This window comes from Mesotoga prima MesG1.Ag.4.2, from assembly GCF_000147715.2.
GTDB classification, from domain to species: Bacteria; Thermotogota; Thermotogae; order Petrotogales; family Kosmotogaceae; genus Mesotoga; species Mesotoga prima.
The window spans coordinates 1,978,170-1,990,093 of sequence record NC_017934.1; the positions used below are offsets into that span (position 1 = coordinate 1,978,170).

Consider the following 11,924-nt stretch of genomic DNA (forward strand, 5'->3'; position numbering starts at 1 on the left):
TCAGCCTATGAAGATCAAGTGCTGCTGGCATTTGAGAGAAGTTCAAGTCCTATCCTCATTCTCTTCGTGTCGACTTCTAGGACCCTTACCTTCACAATCTGGCCCACGCTCAGTACCTCGAGAGGGTCTCTAACCCTTCTTCCCATCTTGCTCTTGTGAATAAGCCCATCCTGCTTGACCCCTATGTCAACAAAGGCTCCGAAATCTACGACATTTCGAACAGTCCCCTCCAGTTCCATCCCCGTGGACAGGTCTTCCATTGAAAGGACATCCGTTCTAAGGATCGGTTTTTCGAGTTCCTCCCTGGGGTCCAAACCCGGCTTTTTCAGCATGCCTACAACTTCTCTCACGGTTATCGGATTGAATCCCTTATCCTTAGAAAAAGCGTCGAGATCGATCCCGTCGAGTTTTGCCGAGACTTCTTCTTTCCTCGTGAACAACTCCTCAGGGTTGAAGCCAGCGCTCTTGAGGATAACCCTGGCAATCTCATAACTTTCGGGATGAACGGAAGTCCCATCGAGAGCCTCTGATCCATTGATGATTCTACAGAAACCGGCCGCCTGCTCGAAGGCCTTTGGGCCTAGACCGGAGACCTTCAGCAGTTCCTTTCTGTTCCTGAACCCTCCGTTTTCCGCCCTGTGTTTTACAATGTTCAAGGCCGCTCTTGAGTTCAATCCAGATATGTATTTGAGTAAATGTTCCGATGCGGTGTTTAGACTGACGCCTACTAGATTCACAACGGATTCGACCTCTCTATCGAGCGTCTTCTTCAATTCCGACTGATTTACATCGTGCTGGTACATGCCGACACCAATAGCCTCCGGAGGGATTTTCACGTATTCGGCCATCGGGTCCTGAACCCTCCGCGCAATCGAGATCGCTCCTCTTGTGGTTACGTCTTCGTTCGGGAACTCCTCAATCGCAACTTTTGAGGCCGAGTAGACCGAAGCGCCCGACTCCGTTACAATCATATATTTGACCGGAAGTTTGTGCTCCTTTATCAGTCTGCTTACAAAGACCTCTGTTTCCCTGGAACCTGTACCGTTGCCGATAGATATGAGTTCAACCTCTAAGGTTTTTATGGCCTGAACCACTTTCATCGAAGAGTTTATGTAGTCGTTCTGAGGTGGGGTCGGATATATCACATCATGATAGAGAAGAGAGCCGTCCTTTCCAATTACCGCCACTTTGCATCCTGTCCTGTAACCCGGGTCGATACCCATTACGACTTTTTCCCCGAGAGGAGGCTGGAGGAAGAGATGCCTGAGATTTCTGGCGAAAACATGGATCGCCCTTCCCTCAGCCTCCTCTCTTATCATGTTTCTCACTTCTCGTTCAATAGAAGGCATGAGCAATCTAGAGTAAGAATCCGACGAAGCCTCTACCAGTTCTTCATAGTAGGCAAGATACTCTTTCCACCCTATCGAGTCTCTCAGAGAAGGCAGAATATCGAAGGGCAACTCCAGCTTCAACGAGAGAATCTCCTCCCGTTCTCCCCTGAAAAGAGCCATAATCTGGTGAGCGGCCAGTCTAGAGATCGGTTGAGAGAAATCGTAGTAGTCCCTGTAAACCTCGCGTTCGTCCTGCTTATCTGAATGAGAGCTTCTGATTGTCCCTTTTTCCTTAAGTTGATTTCTCAGCCTTTCCCTCACGGATATCTCCAGGGAGAACTCTTCGGCGAGAATATCCCTGGCTCCTTCTAGAGCCTCTTCTATCTGAAATATCTCCTGTTCGGTATTGACAAAAGTAACGATAAAGGTTTCGTCCTTGATCCTTGATGTCTTCAGGAAATCTGCCAGCGGTTGTAGCCCCTTTTCCCTCGCTTTGTCCGCTCTGGTTTTCTTCTTCGATTTGAAGGGAAGGTATAAATCCTCAACCAGCTGAAGGTTTTTTGCATCATTGATGGCGGCTTTCAGTTCCTCAGTGAGTTTGCCCTTTTCTTCTATGATTCTGAGAACTTCTTCTTTTCTGGAACGAAGCTTCTTTGCGTATTCAAGTGCATCGGAGATTTCTCTTAACTGTATCTCGTTCAATTCACCGGTCTTTTCCTTTCTGTATCTGGCAATGAATGGTATAGTCTTTCCTTCTTCCAGCAGTTCAACGGCACTTTCCACTTTCCATCTCGGTAGAGAGAGCGAGTTAGCAATGTCTGTAACAATTTCATTCATCCGATGTGACCTCCAGAACCGTCTTTATGGTCTCTATCGGGAAGGAACCGTAAGCCGTTTCGTTTGAGAGAACCACTCCCGCGAATCCTCGCCTTTGAATGTCCTTTAGATGACAAAGCTCACTCCTGGTAGCGAAGGGTGCATCTACCATGTGTTCAAGAACTTCACCAGCCATGAGCACAGGTTTGTAGAGTTTACGGAGATTATCCGAGAAGAATGCATAGAAATCTACGAGGCCTCTCGCCCCTAGTTGGGCTCCGAGGTCACCTCTACAGAACCAGATCTCGTCACTTGAAGCCGAGATTTCCTCTATTCTGGAAAACGGCAGCTCTCTTTCGATCTTGGAAGCTACTTCTCTTCCGGAGAGTTCCTTCAGTTCGATTACCTCGCTTGGACTGGAAACAAAGGAGAGCGCATATCTAACGAAGCCGTACTTCCTTGTGGCAAGCACGATGTCAGAATCTCTCGAGGAGAGTTCTATCTGGTTTATCGGATGGGGAGAGATATTCATACCTTTGGCCGGTCGAATAACGCCGCCTCTCAGAACCATAGCTCTTGCAAAATCTGCCTCGAGTTTGAGTACCTGCAGTTCAATCCTACCGTCTTCTATTGAGACCCTCATTCCGGGAGAGAGGTATGAAAGGGTTCTGGGATCAACCGCTATGCTTCTTAGTTGAGAGGACCGGCAGCCAAGAACAACCTGTTCACCAGCCTTCACTTCCATTATCGGCTGACTTCTGGACAGCCGAAGCTTGGCACCCTGTAGATCGATATACAGAGGAAGAGCACAGTTATCCTCATAGTAAGAGATGAATTTTTGAAGCTCTTCAAGAGAAACGTGAGAGGAATTGAAACGTATGGCCGATGCTCCCGACATTTCAATCGACTTGAGAAGTCTACGTTCATTTATTGTGGCAACGATTGAAAACTCTCCCATCTAGATCACCTCTAAAGAGATTATATCAGCAACGGGATTTGAGAACTCAGCGTTTTCAAAACGATGAAACATCTTGTTTCCAGCCAGTATGTGAACTGATGTTTATTTAGTCGATTACTCTGCGGAAAGAAGTCGGGAAAGAAAGGATTTTCATGCTCGGTTGCAGCTATATTAGGCCCTCGTCTATACATTCCTCAAGAGCCTTGACGGCTTTGGAATCGTACAGCAAGCCGGCTTTGGACTTAAGCTCTTGAAGGGCTTCATTGCAGCTCATCGCTTCTCTATACGGTCTCCTTGAAGTCATGGCGTCAAATGAATCTGCAACGGCGACGATTCTAGCCTCCAGAGATAATTCGCTCCCCTTAAGCCCATCTGGATAGCCCGACCCGTCAAGTCGCTCGTGATGATGCCTTATTATGTCCTGGGTCTCTTCAAGGAAGTTCCCCTTAACCATCTCGCAACCAGTAACTGGATGAAGCTTGATTATCTCGAACTCCTCCCTACTCAATCGAGAGGGTTTCTTCAATATCGAATCGTCTATTTCAATCTTTCCAATGTCATGGAACAAAGCTCCCATCGCAATAACTTCCTGTTTCTCTGAAGGAACACCAAGTTTTCTTGCAATCGCCAGAGAAACATCTCTCACTCTCTTTCCGTGGCCATGAGTGTATGAGTCCTTAATCTCCACTTTGGAAAGAATATCCTTCATTACCCCCATATTATTGCTTACGTATTTGAACAGCGGCCTTGAAGATACATGAAGCAACCTAACGTCAGTCTGGGGCTTCAGTTCGACAGGAGACTTGAGATTATGGGCATAAAAGTAATCTCCGGGACCTAAATTGACTTCTTTTTCGGAGTAATTGCAGGAAATAGTTCCCTCTATGATGTAGAAGAATTCGAGGAGGTCCCCGCCCGAAAATGTATCCAGGAACGTGACAACTCCGGAGCGCAATTCATACATCGAAATCTCTACGCCATCGCCGTGAGCCAGCAGAGAGAGCGAAGAATTCTTCTGGGCAACCGTTTCGATGGTTTCGCTTGACTTGCAAACTTTGAAACCTTCCATCTCTTCCCCCAAAAATAAAGCCTATAGAATACGTTAATGCTCAAATACAGTGTATCACATATACTCTGAAGGTTTTAGCTAATCAGAAATGCCGTAGATGACTACGGCATTTCTGGCACGATTAGTTTATTTGGCTCTTCTAGTCGTCGATTATCAGAATGGGATCGACCATGAAGATCTTGTAACCGAGTTTTACCGGCACATAGTAACAAATAGCATTGTAACCGATCTCTTCGATTTTCTCAATGGCACTTTGTGAAATGCGTAGAGCCGTGTTCACGAGATCGTTCCCCAGATCGTCGATCAGATTCTCATAGGCCTCCAGAGAAAGACCGGTTTCTTCAAAACGCTCTGTAAAGCACTCTGCTTTCTCTATGGCGGTCTCAATTAGCGATTCGATCCGCTCGTTTGCCGATTCCGCTATCTCCTTCGCTACGTCCAATGAAGAACCGATTAGAGACGATGCAGACGACACAACGAAGAGGAGTACTAATAGATAAGCAAGAATTCTTCTCATACAAATCTCCTCCTTTTTCTTTCGAATGTATCAATCATATCATATAATCTATTGATTTCAAATAAAGATCTTTGCTTCATTAAAGAAAACTACCTTTGATTTGTTTCGCTCTGTAAGGCCTTTGCTGTGCTATTCTGTAGTTGTTGTATTTTCGTGTAATAATAGCGAGGTGATGCTTTGACTAGATATGTCGATCTTACAAGAGTAATCGAAGACAATCAGCCGGTCTATCCAGGTGATGATCAGACAAGGCTCCACAGGTCGAGAGTCTTGAGTAAAGACGGATACAACAACCACAGACTTGAAATAAGTATGCACTCGGGAACCCATATAGACGGTCCGCTGCATCTCACCCAATCAAATCTCTATGTAGATCAGATCGAGATCGATAGACTTATAGGCAAGGGAATTCTCCTAGATGTGAGGGGCGAAACAGAGATAACAATTAAGCCGCAATATGAAGAAGCGATCTCCGAAGACTCGATTGTTCTTTTCTGGACTGGAAGGGATTCCCTGTTTGGTAGCGAGGACTATTTCTTGAAGAACCCATACCTGACTTCCGATCTGGCCGAATTTCTGGTAGAGCGTAAAACGAGAATGGTTGGTTTCGACTCATCTTCTCCGGATCGATACCCTTACGATATCCACAGAATTCTTTTCCATGGAGGCTGCTTCATCGCAGAGAATCTTACCGGACTTGAAAACCTGTCGAATTCGAAAGAACTGGAAATCTTCGCGATTCCGTTGAAGATCCATGCTGATTCCTCTATAGCCCGAGTCTTTGCCGCGGTCAAACAGGGAGGAGACCCTTGAAGATTCAGACAGTCGGCAGAAGGGGAGTGTTGTTTACCTTTCAAGACGGAGATTCAGTGATGGGTGGGGAAACATCCGTCTATTTGATAGAAGGCGGAGATCGCTTTTATTTGTGTGACACGTTTCTAGGAAGTAGTTTTATGAACGTTGTTAAGGATCGAATTAAAGAAAGCCCCAGAAAGGATCTCGTAATCTTTAACTCACATTCTGACTTCGACCATGTCTGGGGAAACGGAGCGTTCGGCGGGTGCGAAATCGTCGCTCATGAACTTGCAAGAAGAAGAATGGAAGAAAGATGGGAGTACGATTTCGAAAATCTGGAAAGATTTCGAGACGGAGATGTTTTGAAGAGACTTCCCAATGTCACCTTCAGCTATAGGTTAGTCTTTGAAGATGACGAAATAGAGTTTCGTTATTTGCCGGGGCACACTCTCTGTTCTTCTGTATGCATCGACAGAAGAGATTCGGTGATCTTCGTAGGAGATCTTGTGGAAGATCCTTTACCACTAACTCTCTGGAGCGATCTGGTAACCTTCACGGAGAGTTTGAAGACTGTACTTAAGATGTCGTGTCAGACCGTAATTTCTGGACACTCTGGAATCGTCGCTGAGAGTCTTATAAGAAGGAATCTGGAGTATCTGAAATCTCTTTTCCTTGGTGAAGAAATAGATGTTGAAGAAGGCGAAGAGACACATTCATTCAACACAAAGTATCTCGAGTTTCTGCATTATGAAGACAAAGCAAGAGAAATTCTTGGCGAGAGGTTTGACTTCGTGCAGTTCAAGAGAGAGTTTTGGCAGATGCTCGGAGTGGAAAGGGAATCTCTAAAATTTGAATCGAGATTGATCCGACAGACTCCTTCTGAAAGACTTGAAGAGATCTGGCCGCAATTTGAAGAGCAGTTGAAGAACAGGAAGGATTAGAAATGAAAGAGAGTAGAAAACTGAGTGCCATATGAATTCGATGGAGGTGAGAGGATGTTTTGATTTGCGATTATTCCTTTGATTATAGGCATCACGGTGGTTGTGGGACTGATTATGTACTTCACGATTGCAAGGTGAAACGAGAGACAGAGGTTCATAAGCCAACATAGATCTTATTTTCCTTATCTCGGTCAAGTGAAATTTCTTTTTGATTAATTGGCATAAAATGTTATTTTCGGGCATCATTGCTCTTCCATCTTAAACTGCTGCCCCTCAAACGTAAGAAACGATTGAAGGGCAGCCGTCGGCTTCTTCTACGGGTTCATCTCCTTCCCTAGATAAAGCTGCTGAAGATGCAAAATAGTAGAATTGGGGATCTCAGCTTTCCTCTCCTTCTCTGTAGAATCCTCTCGCCTCCATGCTTTCTTTTTTCAGTGAATCTCTTTGAATGTTTCTTCAACAGTAGGTTCGTACATCTCGTCTATCGGTTCTTCAGAAAAGACCGATCCGCCAAAAGTATTAGTGAGACTAAGAGAAAGCTGATAATACCTTCTTTCTTCTCAGTAATCTCCTCCTCGGGCCAATTAGGTCTCTTATCGGTTCGATCGCTTTATGCAACGACGATTTGCTAAGAGGTTTTTTTACTATCGCAACGAGAGTATAAACCCCGAAATAGGAACTGAAGGGCTACGTTTGCTTCTAAGTTAATGAGAATACTTCGGAAAGACCGCGCAAACAAGATTCGTTGGCTTTCCGTTCCTTCCATGCCCGTCAAATGGACTCGATTAGTGTACTATGATAGCAGGTAGTCTCTGAAATGGCGGTTTTTCTTGAGATTAAGAAGTTCCGAGGAAAGAGCGAGGGTCGATGGGGAAGATGAAGATCCCTTAGCTTTTCATAGATCTTTCGATTCCTTCAATAATTGCAATGTTGAGAAATTCTTTCTACAATTCTGTCGATACTTTCTTCATTGGGTGGATAGGAACAAGCTCCGTAGGCTCAGTTTCATTTGCCTTTCCAATATTCAATCTTACAGGTGCCGTTGGCCTGACATACGGTGTAGGAGCCGCTTCAAATGTTTCGCGTCAACTGAACGCCGGAGATAAGAAGCAAGCCGATTAGGCGGCATCCACGGCTCTCTTCACAAGTTTTGCAACGGGAACTGCCTTCACCGTACCTGGACTGATATTCCTGGACCCTCTTCTTACCGCTTTCGGGCCTACCGAGACTATTATGGAGTACACGAGAGAATACACAAAGATGATCATTATGGGGTCGATATTTACCATGATGAACATGACCATGAACAATCTCGTAAGAGTGGAGGGCAACGCCCAGAAATTCATGGTTGCTATGGTCTCTGGAGTCCTTCTCAATGTTGCGCTCTTTCCTGTTTTCATCTTCGGATGTGGAATGAGTATCGTGGGAGCGGCCGTTGCGTCAGTCATCTCTCAGTCTGTTTCGACGATGATCATTCTCGAGTACTACATAAGAAAGAAGAGTAGCACGAATCTATCTATAAGACTGTACAGTCTCTCTCTCTTCAGATATACTCTGAAATCTTCAAAATCCGTCTTTCGACACTCCTGAGGCAATCTCTGTCAAGTTTCGCACCGCACTTCTGAATCACGCTGCCGGAAACTACGAGGATCATGTCGTTTCGGCCGTCGAAACAACAATGGGGGTTCTCATGTTGGGGATGATGGTTCTATTCGGATACGATCTTGCATTTCAACCGGTTGCTGGCTATAATTAAGGCGCGAAGAAGTCTTCTAGGGTTTTTGAAACTCTGAGATTTTTGTTGATAGTGATTACGGTCTTTGCAGTGGTTTTTACCATTACCGGGTTGACTATACCGAGTTCGATTATAAGCATCTCCTGTAACGACCCAGAAGTCATCGATGTGGGCTCCAGAGCCTTTAGGGTGGTAAACATCTTCTTTTCCACATTCGGCTTCGTGATAACTTCTACGGACCTGCTTCAGGTTTTTGGAAAGGGAATCGCAGCGAGATTGCTGCCGATGTCGAAACAAGATTTCTTCCTTATACCTGCGATTATCTTTTTGCAAAAGATCTTCGAGCTCAATGAGGATCATTTTTCTCGGACAGTTGCCAGTTACTTTGCGCTATTTGTTGCAGCTTTTCTTTCCGTAGCGATTTTCAAAAAACTGAAGTCTCAAAGCAGGGAGCTTTCTCTACGAGAAAGGCAGCCAGTGATTATTAGAATATCACCGGTGCATGACCATCTTTTATGAACGCCCATGACATATCCTTTGAAGTGTGCCCTATTCCGATATTGCCGTATCTGTCGAGCGCAATTAAACCGCACTCACAGTCGAAGTATCTGGCTCTCTCGAGAGCGATGTCGACGGACTTTTGAGCGGGGTACTGTTCCATGAAGAAGGCAACCAGCCTGCTCAGGGTGAGCTTCATAATCTTTTCTCCATGACCCGTTGCGGAGACTGCGCCGAATGAATCCGCGTAGGTTCCCGCGCCTATAATGGGGCTGTCTCCCACCCTGCCGAAGCTTTTCATCATCATTCCGCCCGTGGAGGTTCCGGCTGTCATTCTTCCGTGGTCATCTATCGCGACTGCACCACAGGTAGAGTGATACTCCTCGGCCTTTTTCGCCAGCTTGACGCTCTTTCCAAATCTGGTCTTCTCGCCTCTGGCAATTTTCTCAAGTTCTTCTTTCCACTGTACGAGCCTTTTCGGAACGATCAGGTTATCCTCCCTCGGAAATCCTAGAACCGTAACAAATTCCTCCAGTTCAGCGCCGGCAAGTAAAACATGATCAGTCTGTTCCATGACGGCCCGTGCAACCGTTATGGGATGGAGAATTCTCTTCAAACCGGAAACAGCTCCCGCATTTAAATTATTGTCCATTATCGCAGCATCCATTTCGATATCGCCGCGATAAGTAAGCACCGATCCCCTGCCACAGTTGAAGGTCGGGTCCTCTTCCATCACGGACACGGCGGTAACAACGGCTTCTTCTGCGCTGTTTATCTTCTCGAGAGTTAGAAATCCTTGCCTGACTGCCTCTTCGATTCCCCTTCTGTGTTCATCGGCGTCAGTTACGCTCTTGAAACTTCCGGTACCGCCGTGCACAATGATGGCCTTCATACAAACACCTCGTTTCAAGCAAAAGAATCTTCCTTGATTAAAACTAGAACACTCCTATCTAAAAAAGAACTCAGATGCCACAGCGGGCTAAATCAATTCCCCTCTTCGATTCCCTTAATCTTCTTTTCAGTAATTAGATGCATTCACGAGCAAACGATGAATCTACTTGTTCTTGCCGTCAATCTTTATTGCTTTGTATCCTCTCTCCTCTACCTCAAACAGCCTTTTCATCTCCTCCATACCGGTCTTCTTTTCGCTTAGGATGATGAAGTTACCTATCATTTCCGCGACCGCTATGGGACCAACGAAGGAGTTTCCGAAGAGAAGTGAGTTGTTCTCACACAGAATCGACGAATAGGCTTTCGAGTAGACCGGACAGTCAACGGAATCTGTAACGAGAAGAGTCCTCACATTTCTCTCCAGTGCAAAGTCGACCATGTATTCCACTTCTTTTGAATATGGAGGAAAGGTCATCACTATCAAAGCGTCATTTCTTTCCATGAGCTTTATTTTGAAGGAAAAGTCGGAGACCGATCCAGAAAGCAACCAGGTTGGCTTCCGCTGAAGAACGGAGATTGTGTACCGCATCAGCGAGACCACGTGTTTTGTTGCGCCGAAGCCCCCAAAATAGATGTTACTGGCTGCTCTAATAGTGTCGATCCATTTGTGAAGTTCCTCTTCTCCGATCCCGGATAAAGTATTCTTAAGGTTGTTGATCTCATTCTGTCTGAGCAATTTCAGCTGGTTTTCCACCGGGGCCCTGTCAAGTTCTGTCGTCGCGATCTTCTCATATGGTAAAAGTCTTTTCCTGAGTTCATGCTGGATAGTCTTCTTCAGTTCATTGAATCCCGAGAAACCGAGACGTCTCGAGAATCGGACTACAGAAGCCTTGCTCGCACCGGCCATTGAGCTCAGTTCTTCAATAGACATGAACCCTACCTGCGAGTATTCTTTGAGAATGAAGGTTGCTATCCTTTTGTATGCAGGCGATAGGTCATCTTTGATTTTCGTTATCTCTTCGGATACCATTCCCATCAACCTTTCGGCAAGAAATTAGTTAATTATCTGACTCATGAAACTATCTTTTCATAATGATAGCATATTGAAACTATGTTTTCATAACAGCATATACTTCTTCTCGCTAGAAACAAAGTTGATAACTGAACTATGGAAGCTTGGATCTTGATCCTCCACTTTGAGAGATTCAATTTGATTGATTTGATGTGTTGAAGATCCATTGGAGTAGTTTGGAGCCGTAATGCATCATAATTAAATCTACTCAAGAGGGAGTTATTCTACGTAACAGCGCAGATGATAGAATATAGTTACATTAATTAGGAGGTGTTTGTATGAAGCGAGTTCTTATCTCTGTGATCTTTTTGGTGTTCTTTGCATCAGCCTTTGCAAATCTCGTGGTCTATTCCAGCGTCGATGAGGCAAATGCGAGGAAGATATTGAATGCATTTGTTGAGGACACGGGGATCGAAGTTGACTTTGTCTTCCTTTCTTCGGGACCTGCCCTGGCAAGGATTGAAGCCGAATCCAGCAATCCGCAGGCCGATGTGTGGTTTGGCGCACCACTGGAAAACCATATTATCGCAAAAGAACGTGGGTTGACACAGGCCTACAAGACGTTAAGTGTATACGGTGTCTCACCCGAGTTCTATGACGTTGAGGGTTATTACCATCCGATTTATATGAATCCTCTCGGTGTTGGAGTTAATACCTCCGTCCTGGAGCAGATAAAGGCCTCTTTGCCGGAATCCTGGGAAGATCTCCTCGCTTCCGAATACAGAAGAATGATTCAGTATCCAAATCCCCAGTCTTCTGGAACTGCCTACAGCTTGATCACTGGTTTAGTAAAGATTTACGGTGAAGATGGGGCCTTCCAGTACCTGAAGAATCTAGCTCCAAATATCCAGACCTATACGCAGAGCGGAACTGGACCCTCCAAGGCCGTCGGCCCTGGTCAGGTTGCGCTTGGAATTCAGTTCACCCCGGCTTTCTTCCAGTTCATGGAACAGGGATACCCTGTATCCGTTGTGTTCCCCAAGGAAGGAGTGCCCTACGAAGTGGCTTCAGTCTCGATTCTGAAGGGAGCCAAGAACCTTGCGGATGCTCAGAAGCTTATCGATTGGGTCGTTTCCAAGGCCGGTCAGCAGCAGATAGTTGACCAGAAGACATACTTCTACCCCATAAGACCCGATGTCGATTTCGGCAGCCTACAGCCGCTTTCAACGATCAATCTTCTTTCCATCGATCCTGCTTGGGCCGCAGAAAACAAGACCAGACTTATCGAGAGATGGATTAACGAAGTACTTCCATACTAACGATCACTTAGATTTGTTTTGAGGGGGAGAAATCCCCCTCTT

General features: G+C 45.6%; 10 protein-coding genes and 1 pseudogene. 5 read left to right on the plus strand and 6 right to left on the minus strand.

Features of this window, described 5'->3' with window-relative positions; all coding sequences use genetic code 11:
- Positions 1-14 precede the first annotated feature (14 nt).
- The 4 genes from THEBA_RS09235 to THEBA_RS09250 form a co-directional block, all read right to left on the minus strand.
- Complete coding sequence (locus THEBA_RS09235; protein WP_014731307.1) at positions 15-2,168, minus strand: Tex family protein; 2,154 nt, start codon at positions 2,166-2,168, stop codon at positions 15-17.
- Positions 2,161-3,105 (minus strand): pyruvate kinase, encoded by a 945-nt coding sequence (locus THEBA_RS09240; RefSeq protein WP_014731308.1) that lies wholly within the window; start codon positions 3,103-3,105, stop codon positions 2,161-2,163. Before THEBA_RS09240 ends, THEBA_RS09235 begins: the two co-directional genes overlap by 8 nt.
- Before the next feature lie 166 nt (positions 3,106-3,271).
- Positions 3,272-4,174, minus strand: a complete 903-nt coding sequence (locus tag THEBA_RS09245; RefSeq protein WP_014731309.1) for an HD domain-containing phosphohydrolase — start codon at positions 4,172-4,174, stop codon at positions 3,272-3,274.
- Positions 4,175-4,313: 139 nt separating this feature from the next.
- Positions 4,314-4,691 (minus strand): hypothetical protein, encoded by a 378-nt coding sequence (locus THEBA_RS09250; protein WP_014731310.1) that lies wholly within the window; start codon positions 4,689-4,691, stop codon positions 4,314-4,316.
- Between the two features lie 177 nt (positions 4,692-4,868).
- Between THEBA_RS09250 and THEBA_RS09255 the strand changes: the two genes are divergently transcribed.
- The 4 genes and pseudogenes from THEBA_RS09255 to THEBA_RS09270 all read left to right on the plus strand — a co-directional run bounded on the left by THEBA_RS09255 (position 4,869) and on the right by THEBA_RS09270 (position 8,681).
- Positions 4,869-5,504 carry a cyclase family protein gene (locus THEBA_RS09255; RefSeq protein ID WP_014731311.1) on the plus strand — a complete coding sequence of 212 codons (636 nt, stop codon included), beginning with the start codon at positions 4,869-4,871 and terminating at the stop codon, positions 5,502-5,504.
- Entirely contained in the window at positions 5,501-6,427 is a 927-nt protein-coding gene (locus tag THEBA_RS09260) for an MBL fold metallo-hydrolase (RefSeq protein WP_014731312.1), read from the plus strand. Before THEBA_RS09255 ends, THEBA_RS09260 begins: the two co-directional genes overlap by 4 nt.
- Before the next feature lie 921 nt (positions 6,428-7,348).
- Positions 7,349-8,017, plus strand: a pseudogene (locus tag THEBA_RS14430) (MATE family efflux transporter).
- A 211-nt stretch (positions 8,018-8,228) separates the two neighbouring features.
- Positions 8,229-8,681 (plus strand): MATE family efflux transporter, encoded by a 453-nt coding sequence (locus tag THEBA_RS09270; protein WP_041928188.1) that lies wholly within the window; start codon positions 8,229-8,231, stop codon positions 8,679-8,681.
- Here THEBA_RS09270 and THEBA_RS09275 read toward each other — a convergent pair.
- Entirely contained in the window at positions 8,647-9,552 is a 906-nt protein-coding gene (locus tag THEBA_RS09275) for an isoaspartyl peptidase/L-asparaginase family protein (RefSeq protein WP_014731313.1), read from the minus strand. The two genes, THEBA_RS09270 and THEBA_RS09275, sit on opposite strands and share 35 nt — an antisense overlap.
- A gap of 162 nt (positions 9,553-9,714) precedes the next feature.
- Complete coding sequence (locus THEBA_RS09280) at positions 9,715-10,581, minus strand: MurR/RpiR family transcriptional regulator (protein WP_014731314.1); 867 nt, start codon at positions 10,579-10,581, stop codon at positions 9,715-9,717.
- Between the two features lie 320 nt (positions 10,582-10,901).
- Here THEBA_RS09280 and THEBA_RS09285 point away from each other — a divergent pair, with 320 nt between their 5' ends.
- Complete coding sequence (locus tag THEBA_RS09285; RefSeq protein WP_006488344.1) at positions 10,902-11,882, plus strand: ABC transporter substrate-binding protein; 981 nt, start codon at positions 10,902-10,904, stop codon at positions 11,880-11,882.
- Positions 11,883-11,924 lie beyond the last annotated feature (42 nt).

Excerpts from the sequence above, each read along its gene's own strand:
- THEBA_RS09245 (WP_014731309.1), bottom strand. The coding sequence starts at position 4,174 with ATGGAAGGTTTCAAAGTTTGCAAGTCAAGCGAAACCATCGAAACGGTT.
- THEBA_RS09280 (WP_014731314.1), bottom strand. The coding sequence starts at position 10,581 with ATGGTATCCGAAGAGATAACGAAAATCAAAGATGACCTATCGCCTGCA.
- THEBA_RS09275 (WP_014731313.1), bottom strand. The coding sequence starts at position 9,552 with ATGAAGGCCATCATTGTGCACGGCGGTACCGGAAGTTTCAAGAGCGTA.
- THEBA_RS09235 (WP_014731307.1), bottom strand. The coding sequence starts at position 2,168 with ATGAATGAAATTGTTACAGACATTGCTAACTCGCTCTCTCTACCGAGA.
- THEBA_RS09285 (WP_006488344.1), top strand. The coding sequence starts at position 10,902 with ATGAAGCGAGTTCTTATCTCTGTGATCTTTTTGGTGTTCTTTGCATCA.
- THEBA_RS09240 (WP_014731308.1), bottom strand. The coding sequence starts at position 3,105 with ATGGGAGAGTTTTCAATCGTTGCCACAATAAATGAACGTAGACTTCTC.
- THEBA_RS09250 (WP_014731310.1), bottom strand. The coding sequence starts at position 4,691 with ATGAGAAGAATTCTTGCTTATCTATTAGTACTCCTCTTCGTTGTGTCG.